Origin of the sequence: Methylosinus sp. (genome assembly GCF_036560965.1) — a bacterium.
In the GTDB taxonomy this organism is placed as follows: Bacteria; Pseudomonadota; Alphaproteobacteria; order Rhizobiales; family Beijerinckiaceae; genus Methylosinus.
Genome location: NZ_DATBQF010000018.1, coordinates 45640 through 63271 on the forward strand (window position 1 = coordinate 45640; position 17632 = coordinate 63271).

13 protein-coding genes are annotated in these 17632 nt (G+C 56.8%); all 13 read right to left on the reverse strand.

Annotated features, from left to right (window positions below):
* Positions 1 to 17: 17 nt before the first annotated feature.
* A complete protein-coding gene (locus VIF40_RS04350) occupies positions 18 to 1139 on the reverse strand; it encodes a glycosyltransferase (protein WP_331936298.1) in 1122 nt (373 codons plus the stop codon).
* A 177-nt stretch (positions 1140 to 1316) separates the two neighbouring features.
* Complete coding sequence (locus tag VIF40_RS04355; protein WP_331936299.1) at positions 1317 to 2309, reverse strand: glycosyltransferase; 993 nt, start codon at positions 2307 to 2309, stop codon at positions 1317 to 1319.
* A 30-nt stretch (positions 2310 to 2339) separates the two neighbouring features.
* The gene (locus VIF40_RS04360; RefSeq protein ID WP_331936300.1) at positions 2340 to 3005 is read right to left on the reverse strand and encodes a class I SAM-dependent methyltransferase; all 666 of its coding nucleotides are present in this window, start codon (positions 3003 to 3005) and stop codon (positions 2340 to 2342) included.
* A 40-nt stretch (positions 3006 to 3045) separates the two neighbouring features.
* The gene (locus tag VIF40_RS04365; RefSeq protein ID WP_331936301.1) at positions 3046 to 3996 is read right to left on the reverse strand and encodes a glycosyltransferase family 2 protein; all 951 of its coding nucleotides are present in this window, start codon (positions 3994 to 3996) and stop codon (positions 3046 to 3048) included.
* Between the two features lie 215 nt (positions 3997 to 4211).
* Positions 4212 to 5333 (reverse strand): FkbM family methyltransferase, encoded by a 1122-nt coding sequence (locus VIF40_RS04370; protein WP_331936302.1) that lies wholly within the window; start codon positions 5331 to 5333, stop codon positions 4212 to 4214.
* 66 nt (positions 5334 to 5399) lie between these two features.
* Positions 5400 to 7097 (reverse strand): oligosaccharide flippase family protein, encoded by a 1698-nt coding sequence (locus tag VIF40_RS04375; RefSeq protein ID WP_331936303.1) that lies wholly within the window; start codon positions 7095 to 7097, stop codon positions 5400 to 5402.
* Positions 7036 to 7605 (reverse strand): acyltransferase, encoded by a 570-nt coding sequence (locus tag VIF40_RS04380; RefSeq protein ID WP_331936304.1) that lies wholly within the window; start codon positions 7603 to 7605, stop codon positions 7036 to 7038. The genes VIF40_RS04375 and VIF40_RS04380 overlap by 62 nt, the downstream gene beginning before the upstream one ends.
* Positions 7606 to 7615: 10 nt before the next feature.
* On the reverse strand, positions 7616 to 8941 hold the full coding sequence (locus VIF40_RS04385) for a DegT/DnrJ/EryC1/StrS family aminotransferase (RefSeq protein ID WP_331936305.1): 1326 nt from the start codon (positions 8939 to 8941) through the stop codon (positions 7616 to 7618).
* 280 nt (positions 8942 to 9221) lie between these two features.
* Positions 9222 to 11240: an acyltransferase family protein gene (locus tag VIF40_RS04390; protein WP_331936306.1), complete on the reverse strand. Its 2019-nt coding sequence runs from the start codon at positions 11238 to 11240 to the stop codon at positions 9222 to 9224.
* A gap of 110 nt (positions 11241 to 11350) precedes the next feature.
* Entirely contained in the window at positions 11351 to 12634 is a 1284-nt protein-coding gene (tviB, locus tag VIF40_RS04395) for a Vi polysaccharide biosynthesis UDP-N-acetylglucosamine C-6 dehydrogenase TviB (protein ID WP_331936307.1), read from the reverse strand.
* Between the two features lie 174 nt (positions 12635 to 12808).
* The gene (locus VIF40_RS04400) at positions 12809 to 14524 is read right to left on the reverse strand and encodes a hypothetical protein (RefSeq protein ID WP_331936308.1); all 1716 of its coding nucleotides are present in this window, start codon (positions 14522 to 14524) and stop codon (positions 12809 to 12811) included.
* Positions 14505 to 15260 (reverse strand): hypothetical protein, encoded by a 756-nt coding sequence (locus tag VIF40_RS04405; RefSeq protein ID WP_331936309.1) that lies wholly within the window; start codon positions 15258 to 15260, stop codon positions 14505 to 14507. Before VIF40_RS04405 ends, VIF40_RS04400 begins: the two co-directional genes overlap by 20 nt.
* Positions 15261 to 17567: a GumC family protein gene (locus VIF40_RS04410; protein WP_331936310.1), complete on the reverse strand. Its 2307-nt coding sequence runs from the start codon at positions 17565 to 17567 to the stop codon at positions 15261 to 15263.
* Positions 17568 to 17632 lie beyond the last annotated feature (65 nt).

The window sequence follows — 17632 nt, forward strand, 5'->3', positions numbered from 1 at the left end:
GGATGCCATGAATCGCCCTATCGTGGTCGAGCGGAGCGAAGCATTTTCTCATATGCGTCCACCGCCTGCTCTACAGAAAAATCCTGCGCCCGTGCGATCAGCGCCGAGCGGTCTGGCGGCGCAGCGAGCGACTCTGACATGGCTATCGCCATAGCCGTCGCATCGCCGACCGGCACGAGCTTGCCGAGTTCGCCATCTCTCAATATTTCGCGTGGCCCGGAAAGGCAGTCAGTGCTGACCACGGGGAGGCCGGCCGCGAGAGCTTCGATAATCACCGTGGGAAGCGCTTCGCTTTTGGACGAAAGGACATGCAAGTCGGCGTGCTCGTAATATGGCGATGGGTCGGTGACGTAGCCCGGCATGAACACGCTGGCTTTGACGCCGAGACTCTCGGCTCGCGCCTCCAACGCGCCCCGGCATTCCCCGTCGCCCAAAATGAGCAAGCGCGCATCGACATTTCGGCGCAACTGCATGAACGCCTCCAACAAGGTGCCGTAATCTTTGACCGGCTTGAGCGTGCCCACCGCCAACACCCGACGGTGGCCGCCCGTCCACCAACCCGTCGGCGATAATGGGCCGCATGGAGCTGGCTTTGGTTCAGGCGCGGCCACCACCGGATTGTAGATGATCGTCACGGCGCTCCGGTCGAGACCGGCGAAGCGACAAAGGTCATCTCCTGCCCCCTGCGAGACCGCGATGATGCCATTGGCACCCGTATATGCGTAGTGCATTGAGGCGCACACTTGCCAACGATACAGAGCGGATTTAACCACCTCTTCCGCCGTAGACCAGGTGGCGTGCTCAGCCACTATGACGCGCGTGCTCGCGCCCGCCAACTTGCGCGCCGCGAGTGCGACGATGGTCAACGGCCACATGCACGCGATCACGACGCTCGGTCGCGCCCTGCGCAGATAGGCGACCAAAGGAAAAAGTCCGTTGCGGATTCGCGCCGCCTTCAGATCCACCACGTTGACTTTTGGCGGTAGATCGACAAGCAATGCTCCCTCTGCCGAGGCGAGGATCAAATCGATCACATATCCGCGCCGCATCAGTCCATTGAGTAGATTTATTGATATCCGTTCCGCGCCTCCGACCTTCAAATTCGGGAGGAAAATAGCGATTTTTTCCGTCTCTTTCATTTCACGAAAGCCATTTTTCGGAGCAGCGTTTCGTCGTGCGCTTCGCAATGAAGCGCGCTTTCGGCGCTTGCAGCGAACCGAGACCTCATTACGCCCCGACTCACTCGGTCAATTCCAGCGCAGCCGTTCCGGCGCCGCTTTGGAACTGCTTCTGATCGCATCGACAAAATCCCGGATCTAATCGGCGGACTTTAATCTCGGCCCGACGAGATCTTTCAGCGCGCTCGAGATGCCGGAAGCGGAATGATAATCTCCGCGAAGCAGAAGCGTCATTATAGAGTGCAATCGCTGGCGCCTCGGCAGTCCGACGATTTTCCGCCTCATCGCCACGAGCTCCAATTCGTGATCTAGCTTCTCGATCGCTCGCCGAAGCCGCCCACGATCGACGAACCCGTCGGCGCTGGCTATGCGATCGCGATACGCCTGCAACTCGCTCCTCGCGCGATCGAATGCGTGAGGGGCCTTGCCGCCGAGCCATCGCCAGAAGTCTGGATGGAAAAGACGCCGTGCTCGCGGCTGAGCAAATTGAGAGCTCGTCGTGTTATTTCCATGTCGTCGATAATACTGCAGCGCGACAGGATAAACATAGCCTACTTCGAGCCGCTTCGCTAATACGTTGATCCAGGAATCATATGGAATGCCGCAATCTGGAAAGGGCAGCACGAACTCTCGCCAGTCTCGAAGCATCGCAGTCCCACATCCGGCGACGTATTGAAAATCAGAGCCGCACAGTCTCTCTATAAGATCGAGCTGCGTTATGCCCGATGGAGATAATTTCTCATCTGTTATAGATATATTATTTACAATACATTTAATATCACCGTTTTTTTCGAATTGCGATACAATCGTTTCGATCTTATTTTGAAACCAGACATCGTCTTGATCGCTTAATAATATAAGATCTCCCTGGCAAGCGGACAGGGCGCGCTCGAAATTTTTCGTATAACCTACTCGGCTTTTTGCTTCTATTAATTTTACAACAAATGGCGCATGACGCGAGAATCGACGAATGATTGCGATCGTATGATCCTGTGATCCATCATCAGATATGATAAGCTCCGATGGCAAGCGCGTTTGCCTAACAAAACTTTCGAGCTGGCTTGATATATACGATTCTCCATTATATGTCGCCAACGCGATCGAAACATTTTTTATTCCAATTTCACTCATGTTTAGCGCTCTATTTATTATATAGATTTGTCAATTTAAATCTGATGGCCGCACCCTGAATGCAAATTGTAGATATTGTATATCATTATTGAAGCCGAATGATATAATAATTAATAGCGATACAATCGCAGATACAAAATTTTCTCTAATTGACTTAGTAACATGTATTACGCTATTTATGCCATAAAATCTCTCTATATCAAATTGATGCGCAGATAGGCATTTTAAAAGGCTAATTTCTGTAAAAAATCGCAAATGACTTTTATCAAGAATACCAGAATCTGCGTAACTCCACTCTTTGTGAAAAAGTATATTATAAAGATTATTATAATATCTTACGTTTGGGATCGATCCGATCAGCACACCACCAGGCGAGATGAATTTTTTTATTTCTTCAAAAAATAAATCATGATCATGCATATGCTCTATTACGTCGTTGCAGATAATAATATCGAAATATTGTTCAGACAGTTTTGATTTCGCGATGTCGAATGGAGCGCAAATAACTTTGAACAGTCGTCCAGCTGCCTGCTCAGCTGCATGAGCCGTTGGCTCGATGCCCCAAATTTCTTCGGCGCCTTCTATGGACGCAGCAAAGATGCCCGCCCCGCAGCCAATCTCGAGAATCCTCCGCCGCCTCTCTGGAATGAGAGCAATTATTTCGCCACGGCGCTGGAAAAAATAGCGGTTGTCCATCACGCCCTCTAAATTGCGGAAAACCAAAACGTCGAGCTTCTTACAAAGAACTTACAAAGCAAGATCTAGCGCGGAACACGAACCGTTCAATTATAAAGGCAATATCTATTCGGATAATATATGTAATGCAATCAACTACGTGCAATTTACGAAGCCTGTCCTTCGCGACAAGCCAGTAATATCCACTGACATGATAGCGCAACATCTTTCTCGGGACATCGAAACACTCCTCTGCGCTTTCATACGCTTTAATCATAGCCTCTGAATGCAGAACGTAATATTCCGCGGAGCGCTGCTTCATTCGCTGCGTCCAAGAGCCGTCCGTCAAGACCCGGTAGCACGCTGTGATTGCAGGTTGATATAGGGCCCCACCGGTCATCCGCACCGAGGCGACAATCAGGAACAGGTCTCCAACCGGCGCCGAGTCGAACCAGTCCGGTAGATCACGAATCGACCGAGCTCTAAACAAAAAGCTCGCCGTTTGGATCGATGTCCCCGTTCCCAATAGGTCCGCAAGGCGCAATATTCGTTCGCAATCTCCGAGTCCAGAAGAGTATCCAAAACTTCCATCTGGATACGACATAAGGCCTCTCGTCAAACAAAAGTCAATCTCTGGATGTCGACGTAGTCCATTTACTTGAGTAGCGAGCTTGAATGCATCGACCCAGAAATCGTCCCCCTCGCAGAGGGCTATAAATTCTCCACGACAGCCGGCAATCCCACGCCGTAGGTTTTTCATCATGCCGACGTTTGTATCGCCGGTTACCACACGAACGATTTCCGGACTTAAGTCCACAAATTTTTTGGATATAGAAAGGGTCTCATCTGTCGAACAATCCTCGGCAATAACGACCTCTATGGCGAAGTCCGTGACCTGAGATAATATGCTTTCGATCGCCTGTTGAATATAGCGTCCGTGATTATACGCCAAAATCAGCACCGACACGAGTGGACGCGTTGCAAAAATCTTTGGTGCCCTGGCGTTCGTCATGTGGCGCTGTCTCCAGCAGTAACAAAAATGGCTTGTCGAAAAATGCTCGGTGCGACCGGACTGCGTATCGACCTCGCACAAGAAGAACGCCTACGTAAATCCACCCTACGCTGTGTGCGAAAGGGACGCCGAGCCACTACTCCCGCCAGTGATCGCGGTCCAATCGAGGACGACATTAAAATCGAACCTCTCCACATTGCTCGTGCCGATTCATACTATTTTTCCGCAGACGCATACAATATCGTCTCCTCTTGATGGACTGAATGATGTCCGAGATAGAACCGATATTCAGGATGCAATCGTTTTATTTCACTTGGAATATCGATGAAGTCGGAAAGCCTGTGATATAATGATATCGCGAGACGAGGTTTGAATTTTTGGATGCTCACCGAAGCTCCCTTGATGGCGGCCAGCTCGGCCCCTTCGATATCCATTTTGATAAAATCGACGCGCGGGATTACGCCTTGGTCAATCAAAGTATCGATCGACGTCGTTTCCACTTCGACTGCACCGGCGGAATTTGCTTGGGCCCCAGCGCCGCCGTTGGAGAATCGCAGTTTCCGCCCAGCGATGTCGCTGAGAGCGTAACAGTGAAGCTGAACCCTGTCGCTCAATGTCGAATTACGTCGAATGTTCCGCCTGAATACTTCGATTTGACGCGGAATTGGCTCAAAGGAGTGCACCGCGCCGGCGGCGCCGACGGACGTAGCAAAGGCCAGGGCGCTATCGCCGAAACATGCCCCGGCGTCTACAACAATGTCGCCGAGACGCGGCGCGATTTCGATTTGCGGCGCCTGAAAATAATATTGGCCGTCTAGAAACGAACATACGACGTTCCCTAGCCAACACTCTAGCTCTATATTCGAGCCATTAAATGCAACATCGTATAGCGCGAGTTCAAACGGCGGAAACAAATCCGCCCCTTCGCCGACTTTCATTTGCCGAGCTTTTCGATAGCCATCGAGCAGTGATCTGCTCTTCGGCAATTGCACGTGCGAAGGCCCAAGCGCCCGATAAGCGAAAAGCGACTTCAACAGCATGCGTGAATCGTCGTTTTCGTACCAACCTGCGACGCGATTTAGGTCCGCCTCGTGTGATGAAATGAATCTGATCATTCGCCAGGCGACAAGCGGATCATACCGTGCAGGTCGAAAGTCAGGGAACCGCCATTCGTCGATGACGGGCGCGGAAATTCGTCGTCTGCGGCCTTCCGCGATCGCGGCAATCAACTCTCCAGAAAAACGATGTGCCGCGGCTCGTCTTTCGACGATCGGCAACGCCATGTGGCTAAAGGCTCGCCTCGTCATTCGTGCGACCGATTTCAGCGTGCGTTGCATAACCGGGTGTCCTGCCAGAAATTTGCGCTGTGTCGTAAATCCAAATGTCACGAAATCGATTCGGCGTCATCGAGCTCGCGTCAATGTTCCTGCGCCGTCATCGACATCGACTTTGGAGGCGGCTGCATCTGGTTTAAAGCCGACATGGGTTCTACGGAGCCAGATCTGCGCAGCGAGTTCTCTGAGATAGCGGGAGCCTAAGCTTGAAAGAATTAGACCGAGCGCGCCCGCGGCAACCAGACCGAACGCGATCGGCCATCGTCCCGTCGATCGCGTCGTGAGCTCGACAAAAGGTGAATAGGCGACAGCGGCTGCCGTTGCGGCACAGACGAAGATGGTTCCGATATCATTGAACACCCAATTCGAATGAATCCCGGGTGCGAAGCGCCGGTGCACGACCGGAATCCACAGGACGAACCATAGGCTGTCGGAGACAAGCCAGGCGACGCCGGCGCCGACCGTTCCATATGTCATCGCGCCCAATAGGATCCCGGGAACGAGCAGCATCAAAAACAGCATCACGCCCCGCACATGCAGCGCCAAGTTCCCCATGGCGAACTGCAGAAAATAGGGCAACGCCCCGAGCGCCAAAATGATATTTCCGACAGCATAGAGCGCCAGCACGGGAGCAGCGTGCGTCGCGATTTCGGCATTGCCGGTCCACGCCAACAAAGTCGGCTTCGCGAAAACTGCGAGCGTCAATCCGGTGGGGATCGTAATTGCGGCCACCAATTGCGTCGCGTTTCGATAGAGCCGCATGAGCCCTCGCTCATCACCCTGTGCGTGCAATCGTGTCATTCTGGGTAGGAGTGAAACGCTGATAGGTCCGCTCACCATGGGGACGCAGCTCGCCAAAAGCACAGCCAATGTGAAATAGCCATAGTCCGCGAGCGGGAGGAGCTTCGATAGGAGCAGCTTGTCGATTTGCGTGATCAGCACCCAGGCGGAGCTGGTGAATGCGATGCCTAACGAAAATTTGGAGAGGCGCCGCACCGTCGAGAAATCCCATCTCGTCGAGGGGACGTCAGCCGTTTTTTCGACCGCCGGAATCAGATTGTTCGCTTTTAGGAATAAGACGGCCAATTCGACGATCGCAATGCCGAACTGGAATGCGAAGAAATCCGTGGAGCTAGCGCTGACATACATGAAGAAGGGAATCACAGCCACGAATTTGGCGGTAGCGATCGCCGCGTTGAATTGGCTCAACCAGACAATTTTCTCGAAGCCGCTGATCACCCCACGATAGAGACCGCTCACCCACCTCAGCCCCACGATCAACGCCATGAGGATGATTGCGCGCGTCACTTCGGCGAGCGTCAACTGCTCTGCCTCCAGCCAATTTGCCGCGACCCAGGACGAAGCAGCAATGAGCGCCGCGGCGCCGACGCCCGCCACGGTAAAGAACAGGAGTTCGAGCGCGCGCAACAGGCGCCTCAAGCTCACTCCATCGATCGCGCCGCCGCGAAAGCGCGCGGCCTCGCGCGCCAGAGTAGGTGTCAGCCCAAGGTCTAACAGTTGAAACAAGCTCTGCAGCAAGGCGAAAAAGCCGACGAGGCCATAAGCCTCCACGCCCATATATGATAGATAGAACGGAACCATCACAATCCCGATGACGGTGACGTATATTTGGCTTACGTAGCTAGCGACAATGTTACTTTTAAGAGACATGCGCTCCTCGACCTCTCGCAGAGAGTCACTGATCCTATTTGCTCTCGTCGAGCCCGATCCGCCGTTCGAGCTCGAAAAAGCGCCGATGCCGATCACTTATTTCTTTCGCTGGGCAACCCGCATAAATCTTGCACGCCTGCAGCGTGCCTTTGGCCAGACTGAGCGCGCCGAGCGCGACGCCATCTTCGAGGACCGCGCCGGGAAGAATCACGGAGCCGCAACCGACGATCACATGGCGACCGATCCATACGGGGCGATGGTCTACATTGGTCAGTTCTGCAGAAACCGTCGGATTGGTCATGGCGGCGCCACTGTAGTCGTCACTCGATGAGTACACGCTCGCTCGCCCCGAAAGCGTGCTCAAATCTGATATCGAGATGCGTCCCTTGCCGATCAATGTGCACATGGCGGCGATGTGGACATATCGCCCGATATGGATTCCACCTTCGCCTGCCGAGAGAACGCAGAAATCGTCGATCCGCGAATGATCCCCAACAGCAATTCGGCTCGCGCCATAAACGGAGGTCCGGCGCGACAGCTTGACGTCCCGACCGAGCTCGGCGAAACCCAATTGCAGCAGTTCGTCCTCGTCGTAATAGCTCACAACTCTTTCCTCATGCCGCTTCTCCATTGCTGCGGTTTTTGGAGATGGCGACGATGAAATTCGCGATCTGCGCGCAAACGTCGGGTTGAACCGCCGTCCCTGTCGGTAGAACGATGACACGGTCGGCAATGACCTCGGTATTGGGAAGCATAAGACCAGCGTGGGGAAACAGGTCACGATAGGGCGCCAGACGATGGCAACCTGGCCAGAAATATTTGCGCGCCAACACATTCTGTTCGTGCAACGCGACGACGATCTCATCCCGGTCGAGAGACGCCTCCGGCCCGATTTCGAGAACCACATATTGAAAATTGCAGTGCGTGGCTTCGTCATACGGCAGAAGCGTGAGACCGGGAACGCCGGCGAACGCCGCCTTATACGCCATATAGTTTCGGCGGTTGGCGGCGATCATTTCGTCGATAGCGTCGAGATTGACGAGACCCATAGCGGCGCAGATCTCGGTCATCTTGCCGTTTGTTCCAGGGTGGATGACGTTATCAAAGCCGGAAAAGCCGAAGTTACGGATGAGGCGCATAGCTTCGGCGAGATCGTCATTGTTCGTCGTAACGGCTCCCCCCTCGAACGTGTTGAAGAACTTCGTCGCATGGAAGCTGAACACCTCCGCGTCACCGAAGCTGCCGATCATCTGGTTCCCGTGACTTGCGCCGAAAGCGTGAGCCGCATCGAAAATTAGCTTCAATCCATGCTCGTCGGCGATCTGGCGCAGCTCGGCGGTCGGCGCCGCGCGGCCCCAGAGATGAACCCCGATAATCCCCGTCGTGCGCGGCGTGATCATCCGGCGCACTGCCGCTGGATCGAGATTGTGGGTGTCCGCGTCGATATCGGCGAAGACCGGCGTAATGCCTTGCCAGAACAGCGCATGAGCGGTTGCGACGAATGTATAAGAGGGGACGATGACCTCACCCGACAAGCCGAGCGCACGGATCGCGATTTCCAGCGCTATGGTGCCGTTGCACATCGCGATGCAGTGCTTGACGCCCAGAAATGCAGCCAGACGGCGCTCCAGCTCCTGGAGAAGAGGGCCATTGTTCGTCAACCATCGGCGCTCTAGCATCGCAGCGGCGAGACGGAGAAACGCTTCCGTATTGCCGATATTCGGACGGCCGACATGCACCGGTTCTGCAAATGCCGGCAAAATCTCTCGGCTCGCATGCCGGCCGCCGTCTTCGATTCGCCCTCGCTCGGAGTCCGGCTCGAAATTTGCGCAGTCCAGGCGACGCCGAACAGCCTCACCGAGGCTTACGTGAGCAAGACTCTGGTCGACGCGATCGCCTCCTCGAGGCTCCTGTCCAGTCGCGGATTTCGATTGATCCATTCGAGAAACCTTTCGACCGTCGTCTGCGCAAACGATTTTGGGCGGCGAAATTATTCGGCGCGACTATTTTCGGAGTCGACGCCGATTGCAGACACGGACCGCGAGACGACGCGCTTCGCACCCTGACCAATCGATCGAGCGACTCTATGGACCGGCGCTCGACATTCTCGCGATCGGCTCAAATCGTCGTTCGAGAGTCATCCGTCGAACGAAAGATCCGAACTTCGCGGGAGGTCACGAACATGTCCGCACGCGTGCTCTGACGCGACGAGCAGCCGATTTATCGCGCTCCGCTGAGGATGCGCCCCGCGCTCGCCATCGCTCCATGCGAACCGAAAAGCTTTTCATAAAGGAACGGCGCATAATAGTTCGTCGCGCCAAATGCAGAGAGGTGGTTCTGGTCTTTGAAAATCGGGCTTGTTCCATCGACGATCTTGCAAACGCCGTCCGTGCAAATCGCATCATCCATCGCGATCTCGATCACGCGGTACCGATCGAAGATAGACCGCATCCGATCGCCGAGTTCGTTTCTGACGGGCGCGCTTGGCGGGGCGGGATAAGGTTTGCTCAAGTGCGTCGACATCGCCAGCGTCCATGGGACGACGAAGCCGGGTTCCGGAAGCTTATCGAAAATCACCACGCGCTTTCCGGCGGCAGACAATCGCGCGATTGTTTCCTCCAATCCCCGAACAAGAAGCTCGGGGCCCTCCTCGCCACGCTTGGTTGTCCGATCATCGGCGGCAATCGGGACGAAGGCGGGATGACGAAGATACTCGGTCCAATAGCCGACGAGAATGACGAATCGCAGAGACGACGAATGCATCGCAAATTCGAGCACGCTTTTGTTTCGTCGCCAGCATGCTCTACGATCTCCGGCAGTCAAAACCCGATGAACCACATCCGTCAATGCGGGGCAGACTTGATAGACGGCGAATCCGCCGGTCACTCCGGCTCGCTCGGCGACAATATCCATCGCTGGCACGATTGCCGCAGCGTGGCTGTCCCCCCACAGTAGAAACTCCATCGGCCGGCCGTCGGCGACGCCTAATCTGCACTCTGGATCGATGTCGCCATCCGAATAGGGCAGATTCATGCACGCTTTGCCCTTTGGCGAAAAATCATCGCCTCCGGCAGCCAGTCGCAGCGCCTTCTCCTCGAAGCGCCACGGCGCCCCGTTCAACAAGACAATTGCCAAGGCCGCAGCGACAATGGTCGATGCTGCAAGACCTCCCGCCGTGAATATGATGCTCGGGCGCCAGAGCGCGCGATTACGAAAGGGAGTCTCGACGTAACGCCATGAGACGATCGCGAGAAGCGTCGCCAATGCGATGGCTGCCGTCGCCGTCATCGGATCGAGATGAATCGACGCGGTCATGTGCCTCGTAAAAACCAATATCGGCCAATGCCACAAATAGAGCGAATAGGAAATCAGCCCGATGAAAGCGATCCAGCGGAGCCCGAGTAGCTTCGATATCGTGCATTGATCCGAAGCCGATTGCCCAGCCCATATGATTGCCGCCGCGCCGAGGCAGGGCGGCAGCGCGGCGAGCCCCGGAAAGGGAGTCGTCCGGCTGTAGGCGATGACAGGGATCACAATCGACAGGAGCCCGACGGCAGCGACGAATTCGCGCAAATGTCGACTCGCGCCGATAGGTGCGGCGCCCAGCGCCAGTAGCGCGCCGAGAGCGAGTTCCCATGCGCGCGTGGGAAGGAAAAAAAATGCAGCGGAAGGATGAGTGTCCACCGCCCATGCGCTGAGAGCGAATGAGACGCAAGCAGCCCCCGCCGTGACGACGGCCAACGTCGTCCGGCCCATTGGGCGAAGCAGGAGCACGAGCAAAGGAAAGCCAATGTAGAATTGCTCCTCGACCGCGAGGGACCAGGTGTGAAGGAGCGGGAACAATTCGGTCGCTTGCTCGAAATATCCGGTCTGTCGCCAAAAATAGATGTTGGAGGCAAAGGCCGCGGTCGCTATCGCCGAGTTGGCGAGCGAGCGATAGGAGAGCGGAAGAAGGAAAATCCAACCTAGCGCGAGCGATATCGCGACGACGACCGTCAGCGCAGGAAGTATGCGCCGCATTCGGCGCTCGTAAAATCTCAAAATCGAAAAGGCGCCGGCGTTCAGCTCGTCGCAAATCATTTTGGTGATGAGATATCCCGAAATAACAAAGAAAACATCGACACCGATAAAGCCGCCGGAAAATGTCTCGACCCCGGCGTGAAAGAGGACGACAGGCACGATTGCGACCGCCCTCAGCCCGTCTACGTCTCGTCGATATCTGAAATCCACTGTCGACATATGTTTGCAAGTCCAAATTCGACATGTCCGGAAGTCGTAGAGGCGCTTCCGGCGGGGAATCAATTTTCCGAGTCGATTTCCGCCATCGCAGATGCGTCTGATTGCGGCGCCTATAGGCGTAGGTCGGATTGATCTTGTCGGAGCACATATTTGAGATCGTAGAGCACATGCTCGAATTTGCCGAAGGATCTGATCGCCTCGCCGAGCTCGCGGAATTCGTCATGCGCGACCGCGACGACGATTGCGTCATATGCGCCACGCTCCGGTCGCTGGACAAGGGCGAGGCCATATGCGTGTTGGGCCTCTTCCGCGTTCGCCCATGGATCATAGATATCGACACTCGCGTTGTAATCAGCGAGCTCACGAACGATGTCGACGACCCGGGAGTTCCGCAGGTCGGGACAGTTTTCCTTGAAGGTGAGCCCCATCACCAGGATGCGCGCCCCTTCGACGTGGATGCGGCGTTTGATCAACGCTTTGACCAGTTGCGATGTCACATAGGCGCCCATTCCGTCGTTGAGGCGGCGACCGGCGAGAATGATCTCCGGATGGTAGCCGAGCGCCATGGCCTTGTGGGTCAGGTAATAAGGATCGACTCCGATGCAGTGGCCGCCGACGAGACCGGGGCGGAATGGCAGAAAATTCCACTTTGTTCCTGCGGCCTGCAGCACCGCCTCGGTGTCGATGCCCATTCGATTGAAGATGATCGCCAGTTCGTTGATCAGCGCGATATTCAGATCCCGTTGCGTGTTCTCGATGACCTTGGCGGCCTCCGCTACGCGGATGCTCGACGCCTTATGGGTCCCGGCGACGATAACGGCGCCGTAGAGCTTGTCGACGAGTTCTGCGACCTCCGGTGTGGAGCCGGAAGTAACTTTTTTGATCGTCGAGACGCGATGTGATTTATCGCCAGGATTGATGCGCTCCGGACTGTAGCCCGCAAAAAAATCGACGTTGAATTTCAGCCCCGACACGCTTTCCAGAACCGGCATGCAATCCTCTTCGGTGGCTCCTGGATAGACCGTCGATTCATAAACGACGATGTCGCCTTTCTTCAGCACCTTGCCGATTGTTCTCGACGCATTGATGAGCGGCGACAGATCAGGACGTTTATGCTCGTCGATCGGGGTCGGCACGGTGACGATATAAACGTTGCAGTCCGCGAGATCGGCGATCTCTGTCGTGTAAAAAAGGCCGGCCGCATCGTACAATTCGGCATTGCTGACTTCGAGCGTCGTGTCATGGCCTGCTCGCAGCCCGTCGATGCGGAGAGGGTTTATGTCGTAGCCGACGACTTTACGGCGCTTGCCGAACTCGACGGCAAGCGGTAGGCCGACATAACCGAGCCCGATAATGGCGAGCCTTATGTCCGCAAGACTTTTAATGGCGCCCATTGCGATCCGATATCCCACGATAAATTGTTGCTGAAGAAGATTCGAAATCTACGACCTTACGATACGCCGCGACGATAGCGAGCGCGCTCGCCGGCTTGCACGATCTATCCCTCGAGCTCGGGGATGCAGGCTTTCGGGGCGACGATACCGCCCTGTCGTCGTCGCCGGGATCGCTCAGTCCGGGGCGGCCCCATGCAGACGGGCGTCCTCCAGAAGGTCGACGCGGCGCCCTCGCGGCGCGACGGTGGACTCTGCGCTCCGCGCCGGCCTGCGAACCAAGTCCATGTTTCGAAAAAACGCCGTTCCATTCGCGACCTGCTCGGGCGCAGATTTGGCCTTGAGCACAAGTCGCAGCACCGGGAAGTCACAGCTATCGGCGGGCATCTCGAAATCGACGGAGATCTCCCGCCAGGACGTCGACCCCCGCAAGGCCGCCGTTTCCGCGAGCACGCGCTCGCGCTCTTGCACGCAAGATATTCGCCAAACGACGCCTTGCGCAGCGCGCAGGCTGTCGGCCATCGCCTCCATCGTCAGCGCGTAGCGGCCTGGCGATAGCGACAGGAGTTGATACACGGAAAGCCGCGGATATCGCTCTCCGACAAACTGGATGCGAATGGTCCTTCCGCTTCCCGAATTCGGGTTCCCGACAAATCCGACGCTCCCTCTCGGAAGTGGTGTGACGTTCCATTCGAACGGAATGTTGGATGGCTCTTCTGTGAAGCCGCCATCGAAGATGAGTTTCGCTTTGGACTTTTTCGTTTGCGGAAGAAAACCGATCCAGGCCAGATATGCTTCGGTGGTTCGACCCTGCTTGGTCATCGATTGCAGGATTGGCTCGAGATCAGAGGGGTGAAGCGCATTCCCCTTTTTTGCATGCTCTGAAAGCAATCGTAATCCGGAGTCCGTATCTTGATAGGCGCTGAGACTCTGGAAAATCCATTGGCGCCAAAAGGGCTCGCCGGCGAGGACGTCGCTCAATGCCGAGTAGCTTCGCGCGTCCATCGCCGCGCTGGTGAGGAACTCCCTTATCAGATAGGGAATTTGGCCCCCGTTCCGCATCAATGCATCAGCTGTCGATAGCGCCCCGAGATAATCCGATTGGCCGACTTGAAAGTCCATCAATCTCGTTTGCGAGACCACATCCCGGAAGGAGCGCTCTGCGGCGAGACGTAGGAGAGCCGCCGATCGCGCCCGGTCGCCCGAGCGCGCAGCGATGTCGGAAAGCAGGACGACAGCGCCTTGTTGCAAAGGATCAGAAATCAAGCTGCGCTGCGCGAACGCCTTCGCAGCGCCCAGATTTTTCTCGAGGAGGGTGGCGTCGAGATGATCGACGGCGTAGCGAGCGGCCACCGGCGACCGAGGGGTTGCGATAGGCTCGGACGCTCGAATGATTTCCGCCAGCCGGCTTTCCGATTCGGAGCGGTCGAAAGCTCCAGCGCCCCTTATTCGGACGCTCTTGCTGACCTGCAAGTCGATCCATCTCGCCATCGAACCAAGATCGCGCAGCGAAGGACGCTCGGCCCTTTCCATCAAGAGAGCTTCGGCACGCGCCGGCGCCGCATCGATGCGATCGACCCCCAATATCAATTCGTTGCTTTTCAACGGTCGGTATAAAACGCTCTGGGTCCGCAGGGGTCCCGCCGGCCGAGTCGCGCGCACGAAAGAGTCCTCGGCCATCGACAGCAACGCAACCGAATGGGCCGATCGCCAAGCGAGCGCCGATTTGGGGTCGGTGGCTCCTTCATGATCTGCGATCGAGGTCGACAGTATCAGCCAACCGATCGGGAACAAGACGAGCGTGACGCCGAGGGCGACGCTGCATTCGACGGCGATCGTCCATCGTGTTCCGATATTCCGCTCGCTCGTCAATTCACCGCTCGACGACTTCATTGCTGCAAACCGCCAATGATTCTCTCACGCAATCGCTATTTGCTTCGCCGATGGTCGGCCGCGGCGCAACGCTCATGCGCCACGTTCCAGGATCGAGAACACGAACGTCGGACGCGTCCTCTTGCAGCGTCGCCAGAAGGGCCCCTATCCCCGTAATCGCCAAGGCCGACGCCACGGTAACGGCGATCCCTATGCTTCTAGACGCCTTCGAACGATGCTCCGATTGCGGCGTTGCTCGCGTCGGCGCCGCGATCTGAAGGCGGGATTGGCGCCGTCCGGTCGACGATCGCGTCACGCGCTTTTCGTTCAAGACATCGAAAGGCCTTCCCTCGGACCTCGAGGGGGCGGACGTCACATCCTGCCAAGCCGCCAAGACCCGCGTCAGCTGCGCGGATTCCCAACCTTGCTGGTTGAGATCCGGATGGAGCCATTTGATCAGCCAATGCTTGTGTCGCAGCATGATCTCGCGCGTCTCCGAGCCACGCAGGCCGAGGATGCTCGCCGAGGGCGCTCCGGGGAAAAGCAACGCCAAATGCAGATAATGAATCGCAGCCGCGCGGACGACGTCGGGCCGCCGCCCGGTCAGCTTTTCGAGCTTGCGACACGTATCGTGGCAGCCTGCCGCGACCTTGATCAGGTCGAGAACGTCCTCCGGCGGCGGCCGATGCCTCAACTCCATGGCGAGACGAGGCATTTGCGCCAATTGCAGAGCGAGCTGAATGGAATGTCCGGTCACTCAGCTCTCTACGGTTGTCGCGGAAGATTGCTCGGAGCGCTCGAGCTGCGGCGATTCGCTCTCGCTGGTGGGGCGTCCATAGCCGTATTCATAATGGGCGTCATAGCCGGTAGGACCGTTCTCGAACCGGAACCGATTGAGAATGCCGCCGAGCACATGGGCGCGAGCCATGCTCAGGCGCTTGAGCGCTATTCCGATCACGTCCCGTCTCGTCTCTCCAGCCGAGATGACGAACACCGTCTCGCTGATCGCATTTGCGATCAGCGGCGCGTCGGCCAGTCCCAAGACCGGCGGCGCATCGACGATGATCAGATCGAAAAACTCGCCGCCGAGCGACAGGAGCGACGAAAACTTCGGACCGCTGAAAAGGTCCGCCGGATTGGGCGGCAACGGACCGGACGCGATGAAAAACAATGTTTCCAGCTCCACGCGCTGCACGACTTCCGATGCTTGCATGGTTCCGGATAGATAGCTGCTCAATCCGACCGAATTCGAGACCTCGAAATGGTTGTGAAGCGAGGGCTTGCGGAGATCGGCGTCGATCAAGAGCACTCGCATTCCCTGTTCCGCGCAGATGCTGGCGAGCGCGAACGACAGCGTGCTCTTGCCTTCGCCGGGCCTCGCGCTCGTAACTGCGATGCTTCTCGGCAAGCCCGTCGGGGTCGAGAACTGCAGCGCGGTCTTCAATGAACGCAAAGCTTCGGAGAAATTCGACCGGAAGTTTCCGAGAGCCGCCTTCATGGCCGCCGGGTCTTCCACCGCCGGAACCAACCCGAGGACCGGAAGCCGGAAGCTCGTCTCGACGTCCTGCGGAGATTTGATCGTGTTGTCGAGATATTCGATGACGAAAGCAGCGCCGACGCCGCATAGGAGGCCGATGATCGCGCCGATCGCGAGATTGCGCATCGGACGCGGCGAGTATGGCGCCGTCGGCCTTTCCGCCGGATCGACCACAGAGATATTGTTGGAATCCATCGCTCCGAGGACGCTGATTTCCTTCGTGCGCTGAAGCATCTGCTCATACAGAATTCGATTTGTCGCGACCTCGCGCTGCAGCATGTCATATTGGATGCTGCGGCCTTGCTCATTGGTGAGCTCGGCTTTGAGCTGCGCCAGCTGCTTCTCGAGCTCGGCTTCTTCGTTCAATGCGCCGAGGTATTGCGTTCGAATGGAATCCTTGACGACCGTGATGATTTTGGAGGCTTGATGATCCAGCTCGTCCATTTGCGACTTGATCGCGACCATTTCAGGATAGCTCGGCTTGAAAAGCGTCAGCTTTTGTTGATAGTCGGCCGCCAAGCTCGCCCGCTTTTCTCGATTGGCCGACATCCCGCGATTGTCGAGCACTTGCGGGAGTCCGTAGACATTGTCGGTCTGCGCCATGGCCCAGAGCTGCTCGAGCTTCGTTCTTTCGATTTTTGCGCTCCGCAGGCTGGTATTCGCCGCTGCGAGATTGACGGCCGCCAGGGTCGACTTGTTGTCGCCCGATCCCGCGCTGACGATTTGCGCGTGGTCGCCGTAAGCGAGGACCTCGACCTCACTCTTTTCGAGTTTCGCTTTCAGCTCTCGAAGGCGCTCATCCAAATAGTTGCGCGCATATGATGACGCCTCGAAGCGACGCTCCAGATTGCGGCTCGTGAACACATCGGCGACGCCATTGACGATCAGCTGCGCGACGCCGGGATCGGGGTCGGAATAGTGGATCATCACCAGACGCGATCCTCGCTTGGGCTCGACGAGCAGATTGCCGCTGAATTTGAGCACCGCCGCTCGCCGGCGCGCTAACGCATCCGCTTCGGATGTTCCGTCGCCGGCCGAAAAAAGGCTCTTGATGGAGGACAATAATCCATGCGGCTTCGACGGGAGAAATTTCGGATCGTCGAGCAGCCCGAGCCTCACGGCGACCTGCTCGGCAAGGGATCGGCTTTGAAGGAGATCATATTGAGTCATGAAAAACTCGACGTCGCTTCTTCCGCCTTCTTCGCCGGTTTCAAATCCTTGCTGCTGCGTGAAGCGGGTCTCATGCCGCTCTATCTGTATAACGGCGGTGGCTCGGAAGACGGGAGTCGTCGTCATCGTGACGACCACGGCAAGCAGGATGAACGCCGCGACAATGCTGCCGATCAGCTTGCCGTGCTTGAGAAAGAGCTGCCAATAGGCGGCGAGATTGAATTGGCCGGTCGCCCCGGAGCCGGTCAGATTGGCGGCGAGCAGCTGAAGTCCGGCGAGGTCACGCGTCGCGCCGCTATCCGGGCTGACGCTCGGCAGCCCCGACTGGTCGAACCGGTTTCCATTCTCCAAATTCATGCCATTTGCCTGCTAGACCGTTCGTGTGTCGCAGAGCGATCCGCGCGCCGTCCGCGGAAAGCGTC

Bases quoted from the DNA above. Each gene is read 5' to 3' on its own strand.
- VIF40_RS04385 (WP_331936305.1), bottom strand. From the start codon at position 8,941: ATGGATCAATCGAAATCCGCGACTGGACAGGAGCCTCGAGGAGGCGAT.
- VIF40_RS04350 (WP_331936298.1), bottom strand. From the start codon at position 1,139: ATGAAAGAGACGGAAAAAATCGCTATTTTCCTCCCGAATTTGAAGGTC.
- VIF40_RS04370 (WP_331936302.1), bottom strand. From the start codon at position 5,333: ATGCAACGCACGCTGAAATCGGTCGCACGAATGACGAGGCGAGCCTTT.
- tviB (WP_331936307.1), bottom strand. From the start codon at position 12,634: ATGGGCGCCATTAAAAGTCTTGCGGACATAAGGCTCGCCATTATCGGG.
- VIF40_RS04400 (WP_331936308.1), bottom strand. From the start codon at position 14,524: ATGAAGTCGTCGAGCGGTGAATTGACGAGCGAGCGGAATATCGGAACA.
- VIF40_RS04360 (WP_331936300.1), bottom strand. From the start codon at position 3,005: ATGGACAACCGCTATTTTTTCCAGCGCCGTGGCGAAATAATTGCTCTC.
- VIF40_RS04390 (WP_331936306.1), bottom strand. From the start codon at position 11,240: ATGTCGACAGTGGATTTCAGATATCGACGAGACGTAGACGGGCTGAGG.
- VIF40_RS04355 (WP_331936299.1), bottom strand. From the start codon at position 2,309: ATGAGTGAAATTGGAATAAAAAATGTTTCGATCGCGTTGGCGACATAT.
- VIF40_RS04410 (WP_331936310.1), bottom strand. From the start codon at position 17,567: ATGAATTTGGAGAATGGAAACCGGTTCGACCAGTCGGGGCTGCCGAGC.
- VIF40_RS04365 (WP_331936301.1), bottom strand. From the start codon at position 3,996: ATGACGAACGCCAGGGCACCAAAGATTTTTGCAACGCGTCCACTCGTG.